Source organism: Quyinboa ferrireducens (assembly GCF_042436675.1).
GTDB lineage: Bacteria > Bacteroidota > Bacteroidia > Bacteroidales > UBA5342 > JBHJHP01.
Genome location: NZ_JBHMVA010000004.1, coordinates 90,038 through 114,688 on the forward strand (window position 1 = coordinate 90,038; position 24,651 = coordinate 114,688).

24 protein-coding genes are annotated in these 24,651 nt (G+C 38.5%); 12 read left to right on the plus strand and 12 right to left on the minus strand.

Translation table 11 applies throughout. The features are described 5' to 3' along the window. Positions 1 to 19: 19 nt before the first annotated feature. The gene (locus ACE01N_RS08380) at positions 20 to 2,794 is read right to left on the minus strand and encodes an alpha/beta hydrolase family protein (RefSeq protein ID WP_380587041.1); all 2,775 of its coding nucleotides are present in this window, start codon (positions 2,792 to 2,794) and stop codon (positions 20 to 22) included. Positions 2,795 to 2,898: 104 nt separating this feature from the next. On the opposite strand from ACE01N_RS08380, the gene ACE01N_RS08385 reads away from it, so the two are divergent. The 4 genes from ACE01N_RS08385 to ACE01N_RS08400 all read left to right on the plus strand — a co-directional run bounded on the left by ACE01N_RS08385 (position 2,899) and on the right by ACE01N_RS08400 (position 8,444). Next, positions 2,899 to 4,152 (plus strand): DUF2130 domain-containing protein, encoded by a 1,254-nt coding sequence (locus ACE01N_RS08385; protein WP_380587044.1) that lies wholly within the window; start codon positions 2,899 to 2,901, stop codon positions 4,150 to 4,152. An 8-nt stretch (positions 4,153 to 4,160) separates the two neighbouring features. Then, the gene (locus ACE01N_RS08390) at positions 4,161 to 5,336 is read left to right on the plus strand and encodes an MFS transporter (protein WP_380587047.1); all 1,176 of its coding nucleotides are present in this window, start codon (positions 4,161 to 4,163) and stop codon (positions 5,334 to 5,336) included. A gap of 704 nt (positions 5,337 to 6,040) precedes the next feature. After that, positions 6,041 to 6,964, plus strand: coding sequence for a class I SAM-dependent methyltransferase (locus tag ACE01N_RS08395; RefSeq protein WP_380587050.1), 924 nt, complete (start codon positions 6,041 to 6,043; stop codon positions 6,962 to 6,964). A 154-nt stretch (positions 6,965 to 7,118) separates the two neighbouring features. Next, the gene (locus ACE01N_RS08400; RefSeq protein ID WP_380587053.1) at positions 7,119 to 8,444 is read left to right on the plus strand and encodes a sensor histidine kinase; all 1,326 of its coding nucleotides are present in this window, start codon (positions 7,119 to 7,121) and stop codon (positions 8,442 to 8,444) included. Here the strand turns inward: ACE01N_RS08400 and ispE are convergent. After that, on the minus strand, positions 8,439 to 9,245 hold the full coding sequence (gene ispE, locus ACE01N_RS08405; protein ID WP_380587056.1) for a 4-(cytidine 5'-diphospho)-2-C-methyl-D-erythritol kinase: 807 nt from the start codon (positions 9,243 to 9,245) through the stop codon (positions 8,439 to 8,441). The genes ACE01N_RS08400 and ispE overlap by 6 nt on opposite strands. Before the next feature lie 262 nt (positions 9,246 to 9,507). Here ispE and dnaB point away from each other — a divergent pair, with 262 nt between their 5' ends. Next, positions 9,508 to 11,037 carry a replicative DNA helicase gene (gene dnaB, locus ACE01N_RS08410; protein WP_375729017.1) on the plus strand — a complete coding sequence of 510 codons (1,530 nt, stop codon included), beginning with the start codon at positions 9,508 to 9,510 and terminating at the stop codon, positions 11,035 to 11,037. Between the two features lie 39 nt (positions 11,038 to 11,076). Then, the gene (locus ACE01N_RS08415) at positions 11,077 to 11,757 is read left to right on the plus strand and encodes a cell division ATP-binding protein FtsE (RefSeq protein ID WP_380587061.1); all 681 of its coding nucleotides are present in this window, start codon (positions 11,077 to 11,079) and stop codon (positions 11,755 to 11,757) included. Here ACE01N_RS08415 and ACE01N_RS08420 read toward each other — a convergent pair whose 3' ends face one another. Both ACE01N_RS08420 and miaA read right to left on the minus strand, forming a co-directional pair. Further along, positions 11,758 to 11,979 carry a DUF3820 family protein gene (locus ACE01N_RS08420; protein ID WP_375729019.1) on the minus strand — a complete coding sequence of 74 codons (222 nt, stop codon included), beginning with the start codon at positions 11,977 to 11,979 and terminating at the stop codon, positions 11,758 to 11,760. Continuing rightward, the gene (miaA, locus tag ACE01N_RS08425) at positions 11,963 to 12,904 is read right to left on the minus strand and encodes a tRNA (adenosine(37)-N6)-dimethylallyltransferase MiaA (RefSeq protein WP_375729020.1); all 942 of its coding nucleotides are present in this window, start codon (positions 12,902 to 12,904) and stop codon (positions 11,963 to 11,965) included. Before miaA ends, ACE01N_RS08420 begins: the two co-directional genes overlap by 17 nt. A gap of 106 nt (positions 12,905 to 13,010) precedes the next feature. Between miaA and ACE01N_RS08430 the strand changes: the two genes are divergently transcribed. Both ACE01N_RS08430 and smpB read left to right on the plus strand, forming a co-directional pair. Beyond that, positions 13,011 to 13,571 carry a Yip1 family protein gene (locus ACE01N_RS08430; RefSeq protein ID WP_380587066.1) on the plus strand — a complete coding sequence of 187 codons (561 nt, stop codon included), beginning with the start codon at positions 13,011 to 13,013 and terminating at the stop codon, positions 13,569 to 13,571. Next, entirely contained in the window at positions 13,571 to 14,029 is a 459-nt protein-coding gene (gene smpB / locus ACE01N_RS08435; protein ID WP_375729022.1) for an SsrA-binding protein SmpB, read from the plus strand. Before ACE01N_RS08430 ends, smpB begins: the two co-directional genes overlap by 1 nt. A gap of 99 nt (positions 14,030 to 14,128) precedes the next feature. Here the strand turns inward: smpB and ACE01N_RS08440 are convergent, their stop codons facing one another. Continuing rightward, positions 14,129 to 14,734 (minus strand): L-threonylcarbamoyladenylate synthase, encoded by a 606-nt coding sequence (locus tag ACE01N_RS08440; protein WP_380587070.1) that lies wholly within the window; start codon positions 14,732 to 14,734, stop codon positions 14,129 to 14,131. Between the two features lie 133 nt (positions 14,735 to 14,867). Between ACE01N_RS08440 and cmk the strand changes: the two genes are divergently transcribed. The 4 genes from cmk (at position 14,868) to recN (ending at position 19,203) form a co-directional block, all read left to right on the plus strand. Next, entirely contained in the window at positions 14,868 to 15,566 is a 699-nt protein-coding gene (cmk, locus tag ACE01N_RS08445; protein WP_380587073.1) for a (d)CMP kinase, read from the plus strand. After that, the gene (locus ACE01N_RS08450; protein WP_380587076.1) at positions 15,556 to 16,467 is read left to right on the plus strand and encodes a 4-hydroxy-3-methylbut-2-enyl diphosphate reductase; all 912 of its coding nucleotides are present in this window, start codon (positions 15,556 to 15,558) and stop codon (positions 16,465 to 16,467) included. Before cmk ends, ACE01N_RS08450 begins: the two co-directional genes overlap by 11 nt. A gap of 173 nt (positions 16,468 to 16,640) precedes the next feature. Continuing rightward, a complete protein-coding gene (gene porD, locus ACE01N_RS08455; RefSeq protein ID WP_375729026.1) occupies positions 16,641 to 17,534 on the plus strand; it encodes a type IX secretion system protein PorD in 894 nt (297 codons plus the stop codon). Between the two features lie 10 nt (positions 17,535 to 17,544). Further along, positions 17,545 to 19,203, plus strand: a complete 1,659-nt coding sequence (gene recN, locus ACE01N_RS08460) for a DNA repair protein RecN (protein ID WP_380587080.1) — start codon at positions 17,545 to 17,547, stop codon at positions 19,201 to 19,203. Here the strand turns inward: recN and ACE01N_RS08465 are convergent. The 7 genes from ACE01N_RS08465 to ACE01N_RS08495 all read right to left on the minus strand — a co-directional run bounded on the left by ACE01N_RS08465 (position 19,200) and on the right by ACE01N_RS08495 (position 24,633). Further along, a complete protein-coding gene (locus tag ACE01N_RS08465) occupies positions 19,200 to 20,069 on the minus strand; it encodes a cation diffusion facilitator family transporter (protein ID WP_375729028.1) in 870 nt (289 codons plus the stop codon). The genes recN and ACE01N_RS08465 overlap by 4 nt on opposite strands. 10 nt (positions 20,070 to 20,079) lie before the next feature. After that, complete coding sequence (locus ACE01N_RS08470) at positions 20,080 to 20,643, minus strand: manganese efflux pump MntP (RefSeq protein WP_380587084.1); 564 nt, start codon at positions 20,641 to 20,643, stop codon at positions 20,080 to 20,082. 50 nt (positions 20,644 to 20,693) lie between these two features. Beyond that, positions 20,694 to 21,551, minus strand: a complete 858-nt coding sequence (locus ACE01N_RS08475; RefSeq protein WP_380587087.1) for a YitT family protein — start codon at positions 21,549 to 21,551, stop codon at positions 20,694 to 20,696. Positions 21,552 to 21,698: 147 nt separating this feature from the next. Next, the gene (locus tag ACE01N_RS08480; RefSeq protein ID WP_380587090.1) at positions 21,699 to 22,088 is read right to left on the minus strand and encodes a DUF3859 domain-containing protein; all 390 of its coding nucleotides are present in this window, start codon (positions 22,086 to 22,088) and stop codon (positions 21,699 to 21,701) included. An 8-nt stretch (positions 22,089 to 22,096) separates the two neighbouring features. Then, positions 22,097 to 22,735, minus strand: a complete 639-nt coding sequence (locus ACE01N_RS08485) for a porin family protein (RefSeq protein ID WP_375729032.1) — start codon at positions 22,733 to 22,735, stop codon at positions 22,097 to 22,099. Beyond that, a complete protein-coding gene (locus ACE01N_RS08490; RefSeq protein ID WP_380587094.1) occupies positions 22,728 to 23,417 on the minus strand; it encodes an SIR2 family NAD-dependent protein deacylase in 690 nt (229 codons plus the stop codon). The genes ACE01N_RS08485 and ACE01N_RS08490 overlap by 8 nt, the downstream gene beginning before the upstream one ends. Positions 23,418 to 23,505: 88 nt before the next feature. Continuing rightward, positions 23,506 to 24,633, minus strand: coding sequence for a DegT/DnrJ/EryC1/StrS family aminotransferase (locus ACE01N_RS08495; protein ID WP_380587097.1), 1,128 nt, complete (start codon positions 24,631 to 24,633; stop codon positions 23,506 to 23,508). Positions 24,634 to 24,651: the final 18 nt, after the last annotated feature.

Below are 24,651 nucleotides of genomic sequence, written 5' to 3' on the forward strand. Positions count from 1 at the left end.
ATTAAATATATGATTAATATTAAAACCCTTTCATTAAATCTTTGTCAACTGCCTTTACACCGTTGATCATCCAGTCAGGAGCCTCTTCGTCCTTCAGATAATGATCAAAAAACTGTTTCATCCTCGTCGACAGATCCATTCTGTTACCCCAGCTGGATGGCTTCAGATTATGTGGTTCGTTATTGTAAGACAGCATCCACACCGGTTTATCCAAACGTCGTAACGCAACAAAATATTCTATTCCCTGATACCATGGAACGGCTCCGTCATTGTCGTTATGCATAATTAATAACGGAGTTTTAACTTTATTCGCATAAAAAAGTGGAGAATTTTCTATGTAAAGCAGCGGTTTTTCCCACAGTGTTCCACCAATCCGGCTTTGGGTATGTTCATACTGAAACATCCTGCTCAATCCGGAACCCCATCTTATTCCACCATAAGCACTGGTCATATTGCTTACCGGGGCGCCCGCCATTGCTGCTGCAAACATATTGGTTTGGGTCACCAGGTAAGCAGTCTGATAACCTCCCCAACTTTGTCCCTGAAGTGCCATATGGTCGGCATCTACCCAATTATGCCTATCAATAAGACTTTCAACTCCACTTACAATGCATTCATATGCGCTTTGACCCGGATAGCCAATTCTGTACTTTATGTCGGGAACAAAAACAAGGTACCCATTGCTGGTATAAAGTGTTTTATTGATGGTTGAATAACTCGGGTATATCGAGTTGAACCTGTTGAGATTATCCGCGTTGCGTTCATAAAAGTAAACCATCATTGGATATTTTTTTTCGGGATCAAAGTTTTCGGGTTTATAAAGCAGACCTTCAAGTTCGTCACCATTGAAAGAACACCATTTTACAAGCTCTACGGTATTCCATATAAAATCATTTTTTTGAGGATTTGCATCCGATATTTTTTTGTTAAAAGTCATCTCCCGGTTACAAACCCATAAATCGGGGTATTCATTACAGTCTTGTCTTGTATAGTACATACGGTCAGAATCGTCTGCTTTTACGGGATTGCTGTAATATTTGGCGTCAAAAAATATGTTAACTGGTCCGCTGTGAGCTTGTAGATCCAAATTTGCATAACCTGAATCCTTGGTTTTTTCATCAAAGACTTTCAGGAGTTGTTTCTGTCCCGGGTCCATGTAGTCATGATCCTTATCCAGATCAATAAATCTGTAACTTGTTTTTGATTCCCTGCCGTTAGTTAGGTTGATCGGATCAGTTTTGCCTTTAGGGTCAACCTGCCAGATGTCATATCGATCGTACAAATAGATGTATGCATCATTTTTGCTCCAGCCTCCAATGCCATAATTTCCCGGATCAAAGGGAATATCATTCTCCTCGTTAACCAGCATGGTTGAGATGCTTTTATTAAGAATGTGCGATTTTCCTTTTCTGATATCGATGATATAATAGTTGCTATCAGAAGGCTGAAAGTATACCGCATAATTTTCGTCCGGAGAAATATTGACTCGATCTTTGGCTTTTACTAAAAGTTTACGTTCCCCCGTATTTATATCCGATAGATAATAATCGTTAATGAATTTACCGGTCCAGTTGCTTGCACGCAGATAAGGATCTGCCGTATATAATAATGCATATTTTTTGTCCCATTTTGTACTGTATCGCACATATTTAAGGTTTTTATCTGCCAGTTGAACCACCTTATTTTTATCTACCAGATAAACAGCAGCATAAGTCCTGTTTTTATCACGTTTAAGATTTAATTTTTGCCGGGGTTGTAGCTCCAGATCATTCCATGACCAGATATCCAAACTAACCTTTTCGCCGTTTAACAGCGTATCCTTAGGTTCCTGAACAGGTTTTGGTGCTGATCCGAAATATAACCTTTCGCCACTTTCTGAGAAGGAAAGTCCGGAATGTTCTGAAGGTGCCCAGCCTGTTGGTAAGGCCTTGGAAAGTGTATCTGCTATGATACTTACCTTATTGTCTTTGATTGAATAAAATTCCAGTTGCCACGTTTTAATTTTAAGGGTATCGGTGGAACTTAGCCAGGCCATTTGCTCCCCGTCATCATCCGTTGTCAGTTTAGTCACTTTACCTGTAATTGTATTTACGGTATGCTTTTGCCGTGTTTTCGGATCAAAATAATGCACGGATGAAGTTGTGACGGAATCTTCTTTTTCAACGGCATAAGCAAGTATATTTCCCGCTTTTGACCAGTGAAAATCCGTAACATTTCGTATCAGGATAGTATCCAGAGTTGAACCGTTAAAAATGACCAGGTTATTTCCTCCCTTTGGCAGCTTAGGTTTTTTAGTCTTAAGAGAGTCGGCTATTGTAGTATCTTCAGGAGGTAAATACTTTTCTTCAGTAGTAAATGCCACCCAGTTTCCATTTTTTTCTGGGATGTCAAAATTCTTCAGTTTTGGAAATTTAACCATTGAATCTTTTGCGAAAAGGTAAATGCCAAGAGAATCTTTTGGCTGTTTAGCCTTAGGTTTCTCCATTTTTTTTGCCTCACGTTCCTGTTGAAGAGATGGTTCAATTTTAAAGGCAGCTAGATTTGCATCTCCACTGAATTTCAGGCCGGTAGATAGATGAAATGTATCTGGTTTATCTTTATTTACATCGTAAACGATGGTTCTGGAATCACCCTTTCCTGGTTTAAGCCGGTAGGCAATTTTATTACCACTATTTGAAAGTTTTATTTCAGTTATAGAATTCCAGTTGTTAAAATCTGAAATCTGAACGGGTCTTTTTTGAGAAAATGAAAATGTTGAAATCAGTAAAAAAAAGAGTATAAAATGTTTTTTCATTTGAGTATGTGTTAAGTATCGTGCTAAAATACAAAAATCATGCAAAACTTCAGGTTGGTTTTATCAATGTCTTCCGTTATCTTTGGTTTTCAAAGAAAGAATCCATGGATAAAAAGAGTGAAAATCAGGTTTCCTGCCCCAATTGTGGATATGCGATTGATGTAAATGCAATTCTGTACAGGCAGATGGAAGAGGATTTTAAACATAGGTACCAGAATTATTTAAGTGAAGAACGGAAGAAATTCAAAAAACTTCAGGATGATGTTGAAAACGAACGCAAACTGATTGAGGAACAAAAGGAAAATATAGAGAGAAAGGTTAGCGAGGATGTAAAGAATAAGTTGAAAAGTGAACGGGAAAAACTGGAAGCAGAACTTAAAAAGTCACTGAAGGAGGAACAGGAAGAGGTTTTTGAATCCATGCGTAAAGAATTGCTTGAGAAAAGCGAAAAGGTAAAGGATTTGAATAAAAAACAGGCAGAAATTGAAAAACTGAAGCGGGAGAAGGAAGAACTGCGAGATGTTGTGGAGGCGGAAGCTCAGAAAAAGATAAATGAAGAAATTGCAAAGGAAAGGGAGCGGCTTGAAAAAATGGCCATTGAAAAAAGTGAGCTTCGGTTGAAAGAAAAGGACACACTTATCAATCAGTTGAAAGAGCAGGTGGATGAGATGAAGCGCAAAGCTGAACAGGGATCTATGCAGATGCAGGGTGAGGTTCAGGAATTGGCAATCGAAGAGTTTTTGCGGGAACAGTTTCCACTGGATACAATTGAAGAAGTTCGAAAAGGTGTCCGGGGCGCGGATTGTAAACAGATTGTAAATACCCGTTCGCATCAGAATTGTGGCGTGATTTATTACGAGAGTAAGCGAACCAAGGATTTTCAGCCTGCGTGGATAGAAAAATTCAGGAACGACATGCGGGATATGAATGCCAATATTGGTGTAATTGTAACCGAGGCCATGCCAAAGGATATGGACCGGATGGGTATGAAGGACGGAATATGGATTTGTAATTATGTAGAATTTAAAGGCCTTTGTGCGGTATTACGCGAATCATTGGTGCAACTTAGTCAGGCCGTGGCATCGCAGGAAAACAAGGGTGATAAGATGGTGATGCTATATGATTATCTTACCAGTAATGAATTCCGGTTGCAGATTGAAGCTATTGTTGAAGGATTTACTGAAATGCAAAACGATCTGGACAGAGAGCGCAGGGCTATGGAAGGAGCCTGGAAGAGAAGAGAAAAACAAATTCAGAAAGTATTACTGAATACCAACCATATGTATCATTCCGTAAGAGGTATTGCAGGAAATGCTATTGCTCCGGTTCAGGCGCTGGAAATGCCTGAGGAAGAATAAGTTTAAGTATGAATCAATCAGTTTTAAAAGACTCCAGGCTTTATATAATTTTCGGGATCACCTTGTTCGGTGTCTCAGGTGTGGCAAGTTTAGCCCCGGCATTTCCGGTTATCATGGAACAGTTTGGTTTGAATGAAACACAGGTCGGATACCTGATTACTGTTTTTACCGTACCCGGAATAGTTTTAACACCTGTAATGGGTATTCTTGCAGATCGTTACGGACGTAAGACAATTCTGATCCCTTCTATGGCATTGTTTGGTATAGGCGGTTTTCTGTGTGCCTTTCAGGAAACTTATCAGATGCTTCTGGTTATGCGTTTTATTCAGGGCGTGGGAGCTTCAGCTTTGGGATCCTTAAATGTTACGTTAATTGGGGATCTTTTTGAAGGCAAAAGAAGAGGGGAAGTGATGGGACTTAATGCCAGCGTTCTGAGTATTGGTACGGCCTCTTTTCCCGCAATTGGGGGCGCATTGGCAGCGATTGACTGGCGTACTATTTTTTATATTCCTGCATTGATAATTCCGCTTATTGCTATCGTTTATTTTAACCTGAATGTACCTGCCTTAAAAGGAAAGGTGAAGTTCAGGGACTATCTTACCCGTGTATGGAATACCATTAACCGGAAAATTGTCTGGGGACTGTTTATTTCAAATATTCTTGCTTTCGTAGTACTATATGGCGCTTACCTTACATTTTTGCCATTAATGGTTAAGGAAAGATTTGATGTAGGTACTCTGACCATCGGAGGTATTATGTCGCTGATGTCAATCACCACGGCATTAACTTCGTCTCAATATTCCAGGATTGTTGAAAAATTTACAACATACAAAATGTTGTATGCTAGTTCGGTTTTATATGCGATAAGCCTGTCAGTTTATGCGTTTGCCGACTCGTGGCCGCTTCTTATCCTGGCAACAATTTTGTTTGGTCTGGCACATGGAAGTTTTATTCCTAACGTGCAAACAATGTTAGTCGGATTGGCACCATTATCTGAAAGGGCAGCATTTATGTCAGTAAATGGCATGGTACTCCGGATTGGTCAATCCATAGGTCCCGTTTTTGCTGCTTTCTTTTTTATCGGCGGCCATTTTAGTTATGTATTTTTAGTCAGTGCTTTTTTGGCATTATCAATTTTCGTATTTGTGAAATTTATGGTACTTCCAGAGCCTCAAAAAACTTAGAGTATCTCTGAGAATTCGTAGGAACCGGATTTTTTTAAGACCAGTTTGTATGTTTTAACAGCATTATTTGCTGTATTATGCACCTGAAAACAGCTGACTGATACTTTTTTTCAAAAAAAAAATCCCAAAAAATTATTGGCCATTGAATTTTGTATTTAAATCAATTCTTAATTCACTAAAATTGAAAATAGTTTCATAAGAATAAGTGTTCTGAATGCCTTTTTTAATGCACTTTTCAACCTAAAAGGGTTTATTGCAGTATGTTTTAAGTGTCAAGTATACAGTTGTTTAAGTGGTGTGTCATATAGCTGGTTTTTGATTCAGAATAGGGAATAAATGTTAAATTTTTCAAGTATTCGGTATCCTTTTTTATTCTAAATAAGAAAAGAAAAGGTCGCAAAATATTCAATTTGAATTTGTTATGTAGATATAAAGTAAGTAGTATATGTTAAAAATTTTAGCAAATTGCTTTATTTTTCAAATAAATATTTCAATATTTGTAACTGTTCATAACGCGTTAATTAATGTATAACCCCAAAATTTGTTATGTCCATAATTAAAGCCGTTGAATAATTGGAACAGGTAATATAACCTTAGATATTTAGCAACATTATTGATTTTAAATGTCATTATTAATCGCTTGTGATTATTGTATTATGAAAGGCAAATTAAATTACATATATAACCCTCAATTCTAATTCCCCATGGATGCAAAAATACTATCTCAATCGGTAACAAAGTCTCAGTTGATGGAGCAAGTGGAGTCTATATCCAGAAAAACTATTACGGAAGGTGACTTTAAATTAATTGATAAGCTTATTACGAGGATTGGTAATGCAGTTCGAAGTAATGATCTGGATAAATCTGATTTAGCATATTTAAGTAGGTCATTTGGCGAAGAGTTCTTGTATAATACTATTCAGGGATATGGACTAAGAAAACCTCAGGGGTATGCAGGAGATTATTTAATGATTGATAAAATATATACCTATCATCATTCAGATATTGAGAAATACAAAGTTTGGGATGAATACTTTCATTCTCAGTCCGCTCCTAAAGCTGTAAGAAACAGAAAGAAATATTTCAAGTCAAAGTTAAAACATAAGTTAAGCATGTCAACGGGAAAAATTGATCTGCTTAATGTTGCCAGTGGCCCTGCACGTGATATTTTGGAATTATATCAGGAAATTGATTCTCCAAATCAGCTTCACACAACGTGTGTGGAAATTGATGAGAATGCTATAAAGTATGCAAGTAATTTGGTAAATGGTTATTCAAAAAACATCGAATTTGTAAAAGCAAATGTGCTTAGATACAGGACTGAAAAGAAATTCGATGTTGTATGGTCAGCAGGATTATTTGATTATTTCAATGAAAAAGCATTTATAATGGTTCTATCCAGGTTCAAGGATTTTGTTAAGCCTGGTGGTGAAATAATAATTGGAAATTTTAATGAAAGACATAATCCAAGTCGTGATTATATGGAAATTATGGGTGAATGGTTCTTGCAACATAGAACTGATGAAGAATTGGTAACCCTGGCAATGAAGGCAGGATTTGATTTTACTCAAATTAACATTGGGCGTGAGCCGGAGAATGTTAATCTTTTTATGCATATTAAGTGCTAATATTCTTAATTTAAGTTTTTTACATCATATTAAGCTTGATTATTTAACAATAGTCAAGCTTTTTCTATTGAATTTTAACCTATAATTAACTTTTTTGTGATTTTTTGGTCCGTATTATTAAATTTTGTTTAAATTTGGGGAATAAAATTTTACAATGTCAGGATCACTAGAAAGGAAGCCTAAAATAATGAATGGCATAGACCTTAAAGATATAAGAATTGGTCTTATGTCAGCTTTATTTATTTATGGACTTTTTGGAATCCTTGATCCGTTTATGATGCCAATAAACTATAAATCAGCATGGTTTATTAGATATGTAATTATATTACCCGCAATAGTACTTGTTTGGATTTACACATACCACAAAAGTTTTACGAAAAGAACTAATGAAAAGTTATTACTACTCCTCTTGGCTGGCCAACTGGGAATAATTTCAATGATTGCCGTTTCTGAACCAGGAGAAATGTCCTTTTGGGGATATTATGCAGGATCTATATTAGTCTTTCTCTGGGCTGGATTTGTATTTAAATTTTCATTCATTTATTCAACTATCGTATTTTTTGTTGTAGTTTTTTCTTACGACTTTGTTGCTGTTTTTGATCAACATTTACTAAGTCACGGATTACATTCAGAAGAATTTACCTGGTTTTTGGGAAATAATTTCTTTCTAATTAGCTCTGGCATTCTCGCTGTAATTGGTTCAAACAGATTACAGCAATCAAATATGAAAATAGAAGAGGAGAATCTTAAATATAAACTTGCAAAGGAAAAAGCGGAAGAAAGTGATCGTTTGAAATCGGCATTTTTGGCTAATATGAGTCATGAAATACGGACCCCGCTGAACGCCATACTTGGATTTTCTCATTTACTAAAGGATGAGGAAGCTGACGAGGAGGAAATAAAGCAGTTTCTTGGATTAATAAATAATTCAGGGAATAATCTGTTACGAATCATTAACGATATTATTGATATCTCCAAAATTGAAGCTGGTCAGCTCAGTGTAACCAAGTCGCGTTTTAATGTAAACGAAGTTCTGCGGAATGTATCGCAAAAGTATCAGAGTCTGGATATTTATAGTGCAAGTGGGAATATTGATTTTATAATCAATACACCTGCTAAAAATGATGATTTGCAGATACGAAGTGATATTCAACGCTTGGAACAAGTATTGGATAACCTGATTAACAATGCCTTTAAATTTACCAAACAAGGCAGTATTGAAGTGGGATATAAGGTGAAATCCAAAGATGGCTCAGGTTATCTTGAATTTTACGTTAAAGATACAGGAAAAGGCATTCCTGATGATAAGCAATACATTATTTTTGAGCGGTTCAGACAAGTTGAAGAAGACATATATCACGAAGGTGCAGGATTAGGTTTAAGCATATGTAAAGGTATTTTAAAGCTGCTTGAAGGTGATATATGGTTTGAATCGAAAGAAAACAAGGGAACAGCTTTTTACTTTACGCTGCCTTTATAACAAACAGGAAAAATAAAACATATTCCTGAACTCATTTTCAATATCAACTTCCTTTTCAAACAAACCGTAGAATGTTGAGCCGCTGCCCGACATTGAAGCGTAAAGTGCTCCGTTGGCATACAATTTCTCCTTAATAACTTTAAATTCAGGAAATGATTTAAAAACAGTTGTTTCAAAATCGTTTTTAAGTTCATACTTCCATGTACTTAAAGGTTGTTCCAGTATTTCAGAAATTTTCTTTTTGGGTCTGGAAGGTACAATGTTTTTATATGCCAATGGTGTGGGAACACCAACATCCGGTTTTACCAACACCAGAAAATAATCCTTCAAACTAAAATCTACAGGTTCAATTATATCGCCAATGCCTGAAACCATAGCCGGTTTATTGTATATAAAAAAAGGACAGTCGGCTCCAATCCTGGCTGATAGTTCTGCGAGCTGAGTTTCGCCAATATTTAAATTAAATAAGCGGTTTAAACCATTGAGACAGTAGGAGGCATCGGATGATCCACCACCTAAACCACCACCAAAGGGAATAGACTTGTGTAAATGTATGGCGACAAATGGTAGCCTGAAATTATTATTAAGCAGATGATATGCTTTAAGAACCAGATTTTCTGAAGGATCAGAATCCAGTTTTATACCTGATTCTGTGAATTTGAATGCATCGGCAGGTGTTATTTCAAGCCTGTCAGTTAGCGGAACCGGATAGAAAAGTGACTCCAGATTATGATAGCCATCCGGACGTTTTTCAATAATATCCAGTCCGATATTTATTTTGGCATTGGGGTGCAGAATCATTGGATCAGTTTTAAACAAAAATAACTATACAAAATGAATTATTTTCACTTTAGCTGCAATTACGGAAGGCAGTATATATATATTCACAATTTATAAACAAATATGGATCCCTTATGTTTTTGACTCATAGCCCAATAAAGAAGTCGTCAACAAACTGAGATTTCGAATCTGATTTCTGCATTGTGTTTATTAAATTTGACGTCAGTTTCTACCTGGGGAAACCTATTAATTTATATAACTTCTACGTATAAACAGGAATATTATGGCTCAGAAAAACACGAGGTCTGCACAATACAAACCGACAGTCCCGGCAAATGAATTTGGGAAACTGCCACCACAGGCGATAGAACTTGAAGAGGCAGTTCTGGGAGCGCTAATGCTTGAAAAAAGTGCGTATCCTGCTGTTGGGGATATATTAAGAACAGACTCGTTTTATAAAGAAGCCCATCAAATTATTTATTCTGCGGTTGTTGATTTGTTCTCAAAAGAAGAACCGATCGACTTGCTTACTGTAACTGAGCAACTAAAAAAGAAAGGTCAGCTGGAGGAAATTGGTGGTCCTGTGTATATATCTCAGTTGACCACAAAGGTAGCCTCAGCAGCTCACATTGAATACCATGCAAGGATCATCGCTCAAAAATATCTGCAACGTGAACTGATTCGTGTTTCAACTGAAATTCAGAACAATGCTTACGATGAGAGTCTGGATGTGGATGAATTGCTTGAAAGTGCTGAAAACAGCATTTTTGAAATTTCCCAGGTTGGCGTTAAAAATGAAACAACACAGATCAATCCGATTATTGAAGAGGCAATTCATAATATTGAGGAAGCATCAAAACAGAAAGAAGGATTGAGTGGTGTGCCGTCAGGTTTCCGGAAACTGGATAAAATTACATCCGGTTGGCAAAATTCAGATCTTATTATCCTGGCTGCCCGTCCTGCGATGGGGAAAACAGCATTTATATTATCCATGACCCGAAATATTGCACTTGATTTTGATCGTCCAATAGCAATTTTCTCTCTTGAGATGTCGAATGTACAGTTGGTTAACCGACTTATTTCAAGTGAATGCGAAATTGAAGGGGAGAAAATTAAGAACGGTCGCCTGAGCCATGAAGAATGGGATCATTTGAATCATAAGATAAAAAATCTTCAGGATGCGCCTATTTTTGTGGATGATACTCCCGGGTTGTCAATATTTGAGCTCAGGGCTAAGTGTCGTCGCCTGAAGCAAAAACATAACATCTCAGCAATTTTTATCGATTACCTTCAGTTGATGAATGCCAAAGACATGAAACCGGGGAGCAGGGAGCAGGAGGTGAGTTTAATATCGCGTTCATTAAAAGGATTGGCCAAGGAACTGAATGTACCTATCGTGGCACTTTCGCAGTTGAACCGTGGTGTAGAAGGACGAACAGGTTACGAAGGTAAAAGACCTCAGCTGGCTGACCTTCGCGAATCCGGAGCAATAGAACAGGATGCAGATATGGTATTATTCATTCATCGTCCTGAATACTATGGTATAACGGAAGATCCGGACGGAAATGATTTAATTGGTGTAGCTGAAGTTATCATAGCAAAACATCGTAATGGTGCCACCGGTACGGTACAGATCAGGTTCAGAAAAGAGTTGGCTAAGTTCATTGATCCGGAAGATGATTTTACCGGTAACTATCCGGGAGCAGGAGAGCCAATTACACTCAGTTCAAAAATGAACAGCTATGAAGATGAGTTTAATTCACAATCAAACGATTTTAACAGGTCCGGAGGAGGAGATTCCCGTCCGTTTTAATTCGCTGTAAATTTTAGTATCTTCGGAAAAAATTTTTCTATGGATAACGAAGAAGTTGTCATACGGTTGCAGGATGCAGAAATAAGTCACAGGGAACTCGTAGTTCTGAAAAATGTAAACCTTGAGGTTAAAAAAGGTGAGTTTATCTATTTAACAGGTAAAACCGGAACCGGAAAAAGCAGCCTTTTACGTACACTTTATGCCGATATTCCACTTTTGAATGGAGAAGGAGAAGTAGCAGGCTACGACCTGAAAAAACTTAAGAACAGAGAAATTCCTTATTTGCGTAGAAAAATAGGCATTGTTTTTCAGGATTTTCAATTATTGTATGATCGCAACGTAAGTGCCAACCTGGAATTTGTTCTGAAAGCTACCAACTGGAAGGATAAAAAGAAAATTGAAAACAGGATAAACGAAGTACTGGATCATGTAGGGATGAAGAATAAAGGGTATAAAAAGCCACATGAATTATCGGGTGGTGAGCAACAACGCATTGCCATTGCAAGAGCACTTTTAAATAAACCGGAACTTATCCTGGCGGATGAACCAACAGGTAACCTTGATTTTGAAACTTCGACCCAAATTATGAAAATACTGAAGCAAATCAGGGATGAAGGCACCACAATACTAATGGCGACGCATAACTCCAGCCTGCTTGAAGTATTCCCCGGAAGGGTAATTAATTTTCAGGAAAGTATCCTGGTCGATAATGCTGGATGATCATCTTCTGATAAGAGGGCGTATTAAACCTTCGAGACCATTGACTTTAATTTCATACATTTCTTTAAGCATATCACCAAGTTTACCTTCAGGGAATCCCTTTTGGCGGAACCAAACCAGATAAGGCTCCGGAAGATCAACCAGGAACCTGTTTTTATATTTTCCGAAAGGCATGCGCGTATTAGCCAGTTTAACCAGATGATCTTTATCGAACAGTTCCATAAAAAAGTGATTTAACTTTTTCAATTTTTTCATTCAGTGGCTGGTTTACATCAATCCAGTGAATTTTAAAGCCACGTCTTTCCATGCCCCTGAACCAGGTCATTTGTCGCTTTGCAAACTGATGTATGGCTATTTCAAGCGATTCAAACATTTCATCATATGTAAGCTCACCAATAAGATACTGGGTGACAAACTTGTATTCCAAACCGTAATAAATTAAATCTTCGGGAGTAATGCCTTTTTCAAGCAAGGCCTTTACTTCGTCTATCATCCCTTCTTCGAGGCGGGTCTTAAGCCTTGCCGTAATTTTTTTTCTTCTCAGTTCCCTGTTGATTGAAACTCCGATCAGTAAAGAATTTATCTCAGGATAATCAGTGTCATCAATTTGATTAGTGGAATAGTATTCCGCAATCTCGATAGCCCGGATTGCTCTTCGTTTAGTATCTGTATCGGTGCTGTTATGTAATGACTTATAGCTTTTTAATATATCCTCCAGTTCGTGCAATGTCTTTTGTTCCAAAGCTGATCTCAGTTTCGGGTTTTGCGGTACATTAACAAGTTTATATCCTTTTAATACAGCCTCTATATACAAACCGGTTCCGCCACACAACAGCGGGAGTTTTTCTCTACCGGAAATATCTTCGAATGCCGAAACAAAATCGCGCTGATATTCATATACATTATACTTGTATCCCGCATCTACGATATCAATCAGATGATAAGGAATTGTTGTGCCGTCCAATGAATATTCCACCAGATCTTTGCCAGTTCCAATATCCATTCCTCGGTAAAGCTGGCGGCTGTCTCCGCTAATGATCTCTGCATTCAGTTCTTTGGCCAAAGCGACAGCAAAACCTGTTTTCCCGGAAGCTGTAGGGCCGATTACCGTAAGCAGATTATATGTTGAATCCGGGTTCTTATTCATATTCCGGGTCAAAATAACAAAGAAAAAAGTAATATTAGTTAACAGTTCACTTTAATTTGCAGGCCATGTATAAAAATGTTTAATTTTGCGCTCATAAACGCATTGTATGAGTTACAAATCCTTATTTAACCGCTTAAAAAATATAATCATTTCTCCTTCTGCGGAATGGAAAGAAATTCAAAAGGATGAGCTGACCGGTCTGAATGTTGTACATCAGTTTGCATTACCGTTAATTGCTTTGTCTGCTATTGCTGCTTTTATTGGAACTGCAATATATTTAGAGGGATTTAATGTGGAGGAATCGCTGAAAAAAGCGTTGCTCGTTTTTGTGAGTCTCTTTGCCAGTATATATGTCAGCATGGGGGCGATTTATTTTCTGATGCCTAAATTTAATCTTACACAGGACAGGAACAATGTGTTTCGCTTTGTTGCCTATTCATCTGCAGTAATCTTTGCCATAAAATTTGTTACAGAGCTGTTTCCTGAACTTTTCTTTCTGAAGATACTCAACTTATATACAGCTTATATTATCTGGGAAGGTGTGACGCCTATATTTAACGTAGATGAAAAAGATAAAGCCAGTTTTGTGGTGTTTTGTTCATTTGTGATCATTGCAGGAAACTATGCTGTTTTTAGCTTATTGCGTATTTTAATGCCTGGATTTTAATGGAAAAAAAGCAGAATAATATTAATATTAAGAACAAGCGGGCAACGTTTGATTATGAGCTGATAGAAAAGTTTACAGCTGGAATCGTTCTGACCGGAACCGAAATTAAATCGATTCGTAACGGCAAAGCAAGCCTTGTCGATTCTTATTGTTATTTTGCAAATGGTGAGTTATGGATTAAGTCAATGAATATTTCGGAATATTTTTATGGATCCTATAATAATCACAATACCACACGCGACCGTAAATTATTGCTTCAGAAAAAAGAATTGCGTAAACTGGACCGGAAAATCAAGGAATCCGGGCTTACCATTATTCCTGTGCGACTGTTCATTAATGAGAAGGGATACGCAAAACTTCAGATAGCACTTGCAAAAGGTAAAAAGGAATACGATAAGCGTCAGACCCTAAAGGAAAAAGATGACAAGCGGCATATGGATCGTTTTATGAAAAGGTGAGTTTAGATACAAGAACCAGGACGTAGGATTTAAGATTTTGGACTTAGACATAGATTAGTTGGAAATTGGTTTTAATTGATTACTCTAATTTTTCACTCTTCAGACGATTTCTCCGGCACCTTCTCTGATGACTTCAGGTTCGGGCAGTGTGCAATCAATTACAGTAGATGGAGTATTGTTGCCATAACCACCATCAATGACCAAGTTCACCAGATTTTCGAATTTTTCATGAATAAGTTCAGGATCGGTTATGTATTCCTGTACCACATCATCGGAATGGATGGATGTTGCAACCAGGGGCACGCCTAAAAGCGATGTAATCTCTTTAACTATATTGTTATCAGGAACACGGATCCCAATACTTTTCTTTTTGCTTCTGAATAACTTGGGAACATTATTATTTGCTTCAAGAATAAACGTAAAAGGTCCCGGAAGATTATTTCGCATCAGTTTAAATACCGGGTTGGAAATAGGTTTTGTAAACTGGGATAATTGACTCAGATCACTACACAGCAAGGAGAGATTGTATGATTTATTACGTTTAAGCTGATGAATTTTATCAATGCCTTTGGGGTTGTTTAAAGAACAGCAGAAAGCATATATTGTGTCAGTCGGGACGATGATGACTCCATTATTCCGGAGTATCTCCACAACCTCTTCAACCTGTTTATGGTTGGTATCTTTTTCGTATAGTTTTATTAACATTACTGTTCTTTTATGTGAAAATACTATAAATATGCCACTTTAAGCCATTTGTGGATAAATTTTGTTTAACTAATTCCAAATTCAGAAAAAAGTACAGTTCAAAGTTTTTTATATTTGTTACAAATTAACGATCGTGAGTAAAAGAATAATTATTGCAATTGACGGATATTCATCTTGCGGCAAGAGTACGCTTGCCAAAGACCTGGCAAAGGAGTTAGGTTATGTATATGTTGATACCGGTGCAATGTACCGTGCCGTAACTTACTATTGCCTTGAAAACCATATTATTCAGGATGATAATTTACATGCTGAAAGTCTGAAATTTGCTATGCACGATATTCAGGTCGGGTTTCGTTATGATCCTTTGCATAATGAAAATATTACCTTGTTAAATGGTAAGGATGTGGAGAAAGAAATTCGTTCAATGGAAGTGTCAAAGTATGTCAGTCAGGTAAGTGCCTTAAAATTTGTAAGAGAAGAAATGGTACAGCTGCAGCGTCAGATTGGAAAAGAGAAGGGCATTGTTATGGATGGCAGGGATATCGGGACGGTTGTTTTTCCTAAGGCTGAGCTTAAGATTTTTCTGGTAGCTAAACCGGAGATCAGAGCTAAGAGACGGTTTGATGAATTAAAATCAAAAGATTATGATGTAAGTTTCAAGGAAATACTTGAAAACATAAACCACAGAGATCAGTATGATACCAGCAGAAAGGAAAGCCCTTTACGAAAGGCGCTTGATGCAATTGAGCTGGATAACAGTATGCTGAATCAGAGTCAGCAACTTGACAAAGTGCTTTCCATTGCGCGAAAAAGAATAGCTGATGGCATATAAGATTGAAATTGATGGCGGGTCGGGTTTTTGTTTTGGAGTTGTCAATGCCATTAAAAAAGCTGAAGATGTACTGACCAGGGGAGAAGAACTGTATTGTCTGGGAGACATAGTACATAACAGCATGGAAGTGGAGCGACTCGAAAAACTTGGTCTGAAAACCATTGATTACAATACCTTCAAAACGTTGAAAAATGTTACGGTTTTGTTACGTGCGCACGGTGAACCACCGTCAACTTACGAAACAGCACAAAACAACAACATTACCCTTATTGATGCAACATGTCCTGTTGTGCTACAGCTTCAAAAACGCGTTAAAAAAGGGTTCGAATCGGCAAAGCAGGACAACGGACTTGTAGTTATTTACGGAAAAAAGGGACATGCTGAGGTTAACGGATTGGTAGGGCAGACTGATGATGAGGCCGTTGTTGTGGAAAATGAGGATGATCTGGATGGGTTGAACTTTAATCAACCGATTTATTTGTACTCGCAGACTACCAAACAGGAGGAAGGACTTCTTTCTGTTGAACAAGAAATACTAAACCGTCTGGGAGACAATGGCGTGTTGGAAATGCATAACTCTATTTGTAAACAGGTGTCAAGACGTGTTCCCGGCATTAAACAGTTTGCGAAGAAAAACGATTTAATTTTATTTGTCAGCGGTAAAAAAAGTTCAAACGGTAAAATGCTTTTCGAGGCTTGTAAATCAACTAATCCTGATTCTTATTTTATTTCATCTGTGGATGAACTGGATTACAGCTGGTTGAAAGCGAAGCATAATATAGGCATTTGTGGTGCCACATCCACCCCCAGATGGTTAATGGACGAAGTGGCCGAAAAAGTTAAAGAGCATTTGGATTTACATCAGATGCAGACTGCAGGACACAAGACACAAGATAGTTGATGGTTTAGTTTTCTGTGTTTTGGTAGAAGATGATCGGTTCACAATTTACATCTAATGGTTTCGGTATTAATTACTGAGCAACTTAAAAGGTTTGACTTATAAATTGATTATTTTTGTTCTGAAATAATTCAGATTATCGTTCGTTTTAGTACAGAACGTAAAAGACATAATAGATGAGGAATCTGGTAATTATAGTATTTTTATTAATCTTTGGCACGATGCGGGCTCAGGAGTTTAACTGTAAAGTTTCTGTGACACACCGTTCCATTCAAAGCACCAATGTCGCCATATTTGAGAACATGGAGAAAACCATAAGTGAGTTTATGAATAACCGCAAATGGACTAATGATGAGTTTAAACCGAAAGAAAGGATTGACTGTAATTTTCTGATCAATCTGACCGATATGCAGAATAACGAGAATTTCTCCGGCACACTTACTATTCAGGCACGTCGTCCGGTATATAATTCTTCGTACAATACCCTGATGTTTAATTATATTGACAAGAATTTTGCATTTTCGTTTGTGGAGTTTGATCCGCTCATATTCAATGAGAACACTTTTGATAATAACCTGACAGCTGTATTGGCATATTATGCATATATCATACTTGGAATGGATTATGATTCATTCGCTCCGATGGGTGGGCAACAGTTTTTCCAGGTATCTGAGCACATCGTCAATAATGCTCAGAATGCATCGCAATCAGGTTGGAAGGCCATGGAAAGCAGGACGAACAGGTACTGGTTGATTGAGCAACTGCTGCACGATGATTTTAAACCCTTCAGGATGTTTATATATAACTATCACAGAAAGGGGCTTGATCTCATGGCTGATAATCCTGTAGAAGGTCTGGAAAACATAAAAAAGGCTATTCCAACTTTACAGGACCCGTACAGAAAACAACCTACGGCAATACTGTTCCAGATTTTTGCCGATACCAAATATGAAGAATTTATAAATCTGTTTAAGCCGCATGATGCGGCTACCCGAAGTGAGATTGGTACTATTTTAAAGATTATCGATCCACAGCATATTCAGGATTATGACAGGATGATTTCAGGTTAAACCATACTTTATGCTCAGATCTTTATCGATTCGTAATTTTGCGTTGATCCAAAACCTGAATATCGGGTTTCACAATGGAATGTCAGTAATTACCGGCGAAACCGGTGCCGGTAAATCCATTATGCTGGGCGCTTTAAATATGATCCTTGGTCAGCGGGCCGATTTGTCTGCCATCCTTACCAAGGATGAAAAATGTGTAGTGGAAGCTCAGTTCAGTATTGAGGGCTACGGGCTTGAACCTTTTTTTAAGCAAAACGATCTTGATTTTGATAATCAAACCATTATACGAAGGGAAATTACTCCTGCCGGAAAGTCCCGTGCATTTGTAAACGATACGCCGGTAACGCTTGATATTTTAAAGTTGCTTACAGAATCACTTATTGATATTCATTCGCAACATGAGAACCTGTTGTTAAACGACAGTGGCTTTCAGCTTCAGATCATTGACGGTATGGCTCAGAATACAGCGGTTTATAATGCTTATCAGCAGGCATATCAGTTGTGGTTCAGGCTAAAAAGGGAGTTACAGGAACTAAAAGAAACGGCAGATAAGGCTGCGGCAGATAAGGACTATTTTCAGTTTCAGTTTGATCAGCTGGCAGAGGCCGTATTAACAGATAAAGATGAGCAGGAAATTCTGGAAGCAGAACTGGAAGCACTGACGCATGCTGAAGAAATCAAAATGGCACTCTCACAAATTTCCGGTTCAATTGACGATGAAACTAACGGAGCACTTAACCTTTTGACTGAGGCCCGCAATGCAGCACATAAAATCGGTACATATCTTTCGCTGGCTGAAGAGCTGGAAAAGAGACTGGAAAGTGTGATTATTGAGTTGAAAGATATTGCGGGTGAAGCAGAACTGAAGGCCAATGATATTGAATACCTGCCTGAACGTATTGAAGAGATTACAGACCGGCTGAACCTTTTAAACGATTTGCAGCATAAACACAGGGTTGGAAGCGTTGAGGAGCTGATACTGCTGAAAGAGGAACTGGAGACAAAGCTAACGAATATTTCGGGGTATGAGTATGCGATACTGGATAAGGAGAAGGATGTGAATAAGGCATTTACTACTCTTGAAAAAGTGGCAGGTGAACTGTCCGGATCGCGAAAAAAAGTGCTCCCCCAGCTCGAAAAAAAATCTTCGGAGCTGTTGCAGGAACTGGGAATGCCGAATGGTATGTTAAAGGTTCAGCACGAAACGGTGTCTGCTTTTACCCAGACAGGAAAGGACCGGATAACCTTTCTGTTTTCCTCCAATAAAAAACATGAACCTCAGCCACTTTCAAAAATTGCGTCGGGTGGTGAAAAATCGCGTCTGATGCTGGCTTTAAAAAGTCTGCTCTCTTCCAGCAAAGCACTTCCAACAATTATTTTCGATGAAATTGATGCCGGTATCTCCGGAGGAATTGCTGCCAAAATGGGGAAAATTATGCAACGGATGGGAGAGGCGATGCAGGTTGTTACCATTACCCATTTGCCACAGATTGCAGCCTGTGGATCGCACCATTACAAGGTCTTCAAGTTGGATGGTGACAAGCCTTCCTCTAATGTGGTGGAATTACAGCAGGATGAAAGGTTACATGAAATTGCAACGTTGCTGAGCTCAGAAAATGTTACTGAAACAGCCCTGAATAATGCCCGCGAGCTGATGGAAAATAATTAATCCTGACCGTTGGCTTTACACGGTTCAGGATGTATGGTGGCTTCCATATTCATTTCTTTCCGCACATCCTTTTCAATTTTCAGTGTTATATCATGTGCCTGGTGCAGTGTCATTTCAGGATTCATGCGAATATGAAACGTAATTTCAGAATGCCTTCCGTATTTATGAATGTGAATGTGGTGAACTGTATCGCTTTCTATATACCGGTCGCAAATGGACTTAAGTATTTTTAATGTCCTGTTATCCGGTTCATCACCTAATATCCTGTTAGCACTGTCATTGATTATTTCAATAGCTGCATATAAAATGAGTAAAGCTACTGCAATACTTAAAACAGCATCGGCCCACCAGAAATGTTTACCTAAGAATATACCTGCTAAAACCACAAGCGAAGAGAAGGCATCGCTGCGATGATGCCACCCATCTGCTTTTACACTTCGGGATTCCGTCTTTTTAAAGATCCGGAATGCGTACTGTGCCATTCCTTCCTTCGAAATTATGGAAATAATAGTTACAATAATAGCAACAATACCGAAGTTGGCAGCCTCTCTGTTTTTAAAGCGCGATATTCCTTCCATAAAGAACTCCCAGGCTACAGCCGCCAGCAGGGCTCCAATTAATAAGGCGATGACCAGTTCGGCTCTCCCGTGGCCAAACGGGTGCTCTTTATCGGCAGGTTTTTCAGATAGTTTAGCTCCGAATAAAACCAGAATTGAACTGAAAGAATCAGATAACGTATGCCAGGCATCAGCAATCAATGCAGCTGATGAGGATACGATCCCTGCCCATAACTTTATGCCAAACAGTATAATATTACCGAATACTGATACCCAGCCTTCACGCTGATTGAGTTTTTCCGGAGTCATAATAGATTGTTTAATAAAGTATTGTGTGTTCAATTAAAATTTTAACACCAATGCCAATCAGGACGATTCCACCAATAATTTCAAATGGCAATTTACGGCTTTTTGAAAATCTGGCACCTGTAAATATACCAATTAATGACATAAAAAAGGTGGTAATAGCTATTATTGTAGATGCATTAAAGGGAGCGGAGTTTAGCAGGATTGCAAAGCTTACACCAATGGCAAGAGCGTCAATACTAGTGGCAATGGATAAGCCAAGGATCACATTTAATTTTGAAGGGCAGAAGTTACGTTGTTCTTCATGTTTGGTTCCTTCGTAAATCATTTTAATGCCAAGAAACAGAAGTAATCCGAAAGCTATCCAGTGATCCACAGCTTCAATATGTTCCCTGAAGCTTAATCCAAGGTAGTAACCGATCAATGTCATGCCGCCCTGGAATAGTCCCATGAAAAATGCTGTAATAAAGAAATCCTTCAGGATGATTTTGCGGTGAATTACGCCACAGGATACCGATACTGCAAAGCTGTCCATTGAAAGACCGAAGGCAATAATTATGAGTGTGGCTAAATTCATTTTTGCAAATAAACTGCAAAAATAAGCCTTAGGTCTTAATTACAAAAAAATCAGGCTTTAATTGATTCAAAACCTTCACCGAAAACACCCATTACCGACCCCTGACTGATAAACGCAGTAGGATCAATGTCTTTTACGATCCTGAAAACTTCAAGCGCTTCAGGTTTACGAACTACCACCATCACAATTTTGCGTTCTTCTTTTGAGTACCATCCGGTTGCGTCGATAACGGTAACGCCGCGGTTCATATCGGCATTGATCCGGTCGGCAATCTGCTCATATTTGGTCGAGAATATCATAAACTGAACTGATTGTTTCACACCACTGATAACCAGATCGATGGTGTAAGAAGCTATGGCCATTGCGGTTAATCCATAAACTATGGTCTCAATTTTTTTAAATACAAAGTAGGATGAGCCAATAATTATGACATCGCAAAACAGAATGACTTTTCCTGGACTTGTATGTCTGTATTTGTTATAGATTGACGCGATGATGTCGGTTCCTCCTGTACTGCCACCTCCTGAGAAAACCATTCCGGTCCCTATGCCCGAAAGAATACCTCCAATTACGCATGCCATAAAAGGTTCCTGTACCGCCGGTTCATGAATATAATGCTGAAATAATGCTAGAAAGCCGGTTAGAACCGCAACACCATAGATGGTTTTTAAGCCATAGCCCGGCCCCAGTATTTTAAAAGCCAGAATAAGTAATAATACGTTAACCAACAGGTATGTAAGAGCAACAGGAATTCCTGTAGAAAAATAAATAATTGTTCCAACACCGGCAATTCCACCACCGGTGATATCAGATGGAATAAGAAAAGCCGTCCATCCTATTGAGAATATAAAAAGACCAAAAGTGATGGATATATAAGGCCACAATCTTGTTTGCATTAAACGACTCATAGCTTCAAAAAATTTTTTGCAAAAGTATAACTACGAATCAGAGAAAATACATGAATTTAATCAGGTTTTTATACTGTTTTTATAATGTATGATGTATATGTATAGTTCATTTAAGGTGCATGTTATAAGGTGATTAGCCTGTGTGTTTTAATTTTTTACGACATACAGAGTTTTTTGCGCTACCATTTTGCCTTCCCAGGTAGTCGTTAATGTCCATTTACCCGTTTTATCACCTACCGGTTCCCAGATTGTATCACCCAGAAAGAATTCCCAGTCGTTACTGTTAACATAGTGTTCGCCACGGAAAGGTGCTGCTGTTTTTCCTGATTCATCTTTAAAAGGTGGATGGTCAATTTCAAAGTCCAGTTTTATACCTTTGCCCCGTTTTATTTTAAGCAGATACCCGAATTCAATATCAAGTTCAGCGGGTATTTTGTCCGTGATTTTCAGGATTTTTGGAATATCTCTTGAATTACGGTCCCATTTGGAATAGATTCCATAACTATAAATTTCGAATATTGGTTTCTGCTTTGGCATTGAAACGCTTAGTTCCTGATATCTATGGAATACATCAGGGTTAGTTCCAGTGTTTTATTAAATAAACTCCCGGGATTTATCCACGGATTTGTTCCTACTGCGTTTGTCAGGTCTGCTATAGGAAAAATATCGTTTGTAAATCTCAGGTTCACAGCTAGTTTGTCGCTGATGTGATAACCGGCTCCGAGAAGAAAGCAAAGTTCTCCATAGAAAAATTCGTCCGCCTGGATGGGGTAGTTCTCTTCGTTTAACTTTGTTCCACCTTCCAGAAAGCTGTAATGAAACAGATAACCAAATCCAAAACCACCTTCTAAAAACCATTTGGTCTGCAGGTTATATTGTAGCATTATAGGAAGTTGAAGATAACTCAGTCGTGTTGTTTCACTGATGATACCCTCTTCCGGTACTGGTAGTTTGGCTTTCCCTTTCTGAATATAACGTAGTTCCCCGTGCATAGAAAAATCTTCAGTAATTGGATAACCAACCCAGCCTCCGAATGTAACGCCGGCTTTGTTGTATCCACCAAGAAAATCACCATCTATCTGGCTGGCCAGGAGACCTGCAATGAGACCACCTTCGAATTTCTGAGCCCTGGTATTGAAGGTTATTACGCTCAATAACGCTATAATAAAAAGTGGTTTATACATATTTCATCAGTTTTTGTTTTAATATTTCTATGCCCGCCGCAGCTTTATCGGCAATTACATCCATACTGTACATCAGACTGGCGGGTTCGGGATCCAACAAAAACAACGGAATGCCTTTAGGCGTATAATGGATCAGACTGGCAGCTGGATATACATTCATGGATGTACCAATAACCGCAAAAAGGTCTGCTTTTTCGCATACAGGTATGGCATCTTCAATGGCTGGGACAGCTTCTCCGAAAAATACAATGTGGGGTCTCAACTGAAACCCTTTTTCACACGTATCACCAATGTGTGTGTCAATATTTTCAGGAGTGACTTCATAAATAAGCGATTCATCTCCCGTTGAACGAATTTTCATCAACTCGCCGTGGAGGTGAAGTACCTGTTTTGATCCGGCTTTTTCATGAAGGTTATCCACGTTTTGAGTGATGATCTGTACATTAAAATATTCCTGCAGATCGGCCAGACCATAATGGGCCGCATTAGGTTTTGCATCCAGTAGTTGTCTCCGGCGCATGTTATAAAAGTTCAGAACAAGTTCAGGATCACGGTCCCATCCCTGCGGACTACAGACTTCCATTACATCGTATTCTTCCCACAAACCTCCCATGTCGCGAAAGGTTCTCAGTCCGCTTTCTGCGCTTATGCCTGCTCCTGTAAGAACTACGAGGTTTTTCATTTTGCTTTTACTTTTTGCCTTTTACCTTTTGCCTTTTACCTTTTGCCTTTTTTGTACATCTTGTGTCCTGATACCTGGTATTTGTGTCTTATCTGAAAAACGCTTTTATGCTCTCTGTAATATACAACAACTGATCTTCAGAAAGTTCAGTGTGCATGGGCAATGAAATAACTTCCTTGCTCAGCTGTTCGCTAACCGGAAAGCTACCTTCATCGTAACGCGGATCGATATAGGCTTTCTGTAAATGCAGCGGAACGGGGTAGTAGACCATCGCAGGGATGTCTTTTTTATTCAGAAAATCTTTCAGCTGATCACGTTTTCCGTTTTTTACACGCATGGTATACTGGTGGAAAACATGTGTAGACAGTTGAGAACGACGAGGTATTTGCAATTCATCAATACCTTCAAGTGCTTTGTCATAATAGGCTGCAGCAGAACTGCGGCGTGATCCGAAATCGTCCAGTTGTTTTAGTTTAACATCCAGAATGGCAGCCTGAATGCCATCCAGACGACTGTTTACCCCAACCATATCGTGATAGTATCGAACCATCATACCATGGTTTGCAATGGCTCTGATTTTTGATGCCAGTTCATCACTATGAGTGAAAACAGCCCCACCGTCGCCATAACAGCCAAGATTTTTTGACGGAAAAAACGAGGTGCAACCAATATCTCCTATTGTGCCCGACTGGCAAACCGAACCGTCCTTACTGAAATAAGTTGATCCGATGGACTGACAGGCATCTTCAACCACATACAGATTATATTTTTTAGCCAACTCCATAATGGCATCCAGATCGGCATTCTGGCCAAACAAATGAACAGGAATGATAGCCTTTGTTTTTTCAGTTATGGCAGATTCAACAGCATCAACGGAAATGTTGTAAGTATCCGGATCTACATCAACCAAAACCGGAGTTAATCCTAATAATGCAATTATCTCTGCCGATGCAATAAATGTAAATGTTGGAGCAATTACTTCGTCACCTGGTTTTAGCCCAAGTGCCATTAATGCTATCTGTAATGCATCGGTTCCGTTAGCACATGCAATCACATGTTTTACCCCCAGAAAATCAGCCAGGTTATTTTCGAATCGTTTTACCGCAGGCCCCTTAACAAATGCCGTGGAATCAATAACTTCCTGAACAGCATTATCAATCTCCTCTTTCATTCTTAAATACTGCGACCGCAGATCAACCATTTCAATTTTTTTCATATCTCAAAACCTCATTAT

Excerpts from the sequence above, each read along its gene's own strand:
- ACE01N_RS08485 (WP_375729032.1), bottom strand. The coding sequence starts at position 22,735 with ATGTATAAACCACTTTTTATTATAGCGTTATTGAGCGTAATAACCTTC.
- ACE01N_RS08475 (WP_380587087.1), bottom strand. The coding sequence starts at position 21,551 with ATGAGTCGTTTAATGCAAACAAGATTGTGGCCTTATATATCCATCACT.
- dnaB (WP_375729017.1), top strand. The coding sequence starts at position 9,508 with ATGGCTCAGAAAAACACGAGGTCTGCACAATACAAACCGACAGTCCCG.
- ACE01N_RS08440 (WP_380587070.1), bottom strand. The coding sequence starts at position 14,734 with ATGTTAATAAAACTATACGAAAAAGATACCAACCATAAACAGGTTGAA.
- ACE01N_RS08400 (WP_380587053.1), top strand. The coding sequence starts at position 7,119 with ATGTCAGGATCACTAGAAAGGAAGCCTAAAATAATGAATGGCATAGAC.
- recN (WP_380587080.1), top strand. The coding sequence starts at position 17,545 with ATGCTCAGATCTTTATCGATTCGTAATTTTGCGTTGATCCAAAACCTG.
- ACE01N_RS08430 (WP_380587066.1), top strand. The coding sequence starts at position 13,011 with ATGAGTTACAAATCCTTATTTAACCGCTTAAAAAATATAATCATTTCT.
- ispE (WP_380587056.1), bottom strand. The coding sequence starts at position 9,245 with ATGATTCTGCACCCCAATGCCAAAATAAATATCGGACTGGATATTATT.
- porD (WP_375729026.1), top strand. The coding sequence starts at position 16,641 with ATGAGGAATCTGGTAATTATAGTATTTTTATTAATCTTTGGCACGATG.
- ACE01N_RS08490 (WP_380587094.1), bottom strand. The coding sequence starts at position 23,417 with ATGAAAAACCTCGTAGTTCTTACAGGAGCAGGCATAAGCGCAGAAAGC.
- ACE01N_RS08395 (WP_380587050.1), top strand. The coding sequence starts at position 6,041 with ATGGATGCAAAAATACTATCTCAATCGGTAACAAAGTCTCAGTTGATG.
- miaA (WP_375729020.1), bottom strand. The coding sequence starts at position 12,904 with ATGAATAAGAACCCGGATTCAACATATAATCTGCTTACGGTAATCGGC.
- ACE01N_RS08470 (WP_380587084.1), bottom strand. The coding sequence starts at position 20,643 with ATGAATTTAGCCACACTCATAATTATTGCCTTCGGTCTTTCAATGGAC.
- ACE01N_RS08390 (WP_380587047.1), top strand. The coding sequence starts at position 4,161 with ATGAATCAATCAGTTTTAAAAGACTCCAGGCTTTATATAATTTTCGGG.
- ACE01N_RS08450 (WP_380587076.1), top strand. The coding sequence starts at position 15,556 with ATGGCATATAAGATTGAAATTGATGGCGGGTCGGGTTTTTGTTTTGGA.
- ACE01N_RS08415 (WP_380587061.1), top strand. The coding sequence starts at position 11,077 with ATGGATAACGAAGAAGTTGTCATACGGTTGCAGGATGCAGAAATAAGT.
- smpB (WP_375729022.1), top strand. The coding sequence starts at position 13,571 with ATGGAAAAAAAGCAGAATAATATTAATATTAAGAACAAGCGGGCAACG.
- ACE01N_RS08480 (WP_380587090.1), bottom strand. The coding sequence starts at position 22,088 with ATGCCAAAGCAGAAACCAATATTCGAAATTTATAGTTATGGAATCTAT.
- ACE01N_RS08495 (WP_380587097.1), bottom strand. The coding sequence starts at position 24,633 with ATGAAAAAAATTGAAATGGTTGATCTGCGGTCGCAGTATTTAAGAATG.
- ACE01N_RS08380 (WP_380587041.1), bottom strand. The coding sequence starts at position 2,794 with ATGAAAAAACATTTTATACTCTTTTTTTTACTGATTTCAACATTTTCA.
- ACE01N_RS08465 (WP_375729028.1), bottom strand. The coding sequence starts at position 20,069 with ATGACTCCGGAAAAACTCAATCAGCGTGAAGGCTGGGTATCAGTATTC.
- ACE01N_RS08385 (WP_380587044.1), top strand. The coding sequence starts at position 2,899 with ATGGATAAAAAGAGTGAAAATCAGGTTTCCTGCCCCAATTGTGGATAT.
- ACE01N_RS08420 (WP_375729019.1), bottom strand. The coding sequence starts at position 11,979 with ATGGAACTGTTCGATAAAGATCATCTGGTTAAACTGGCTAATACGCGC.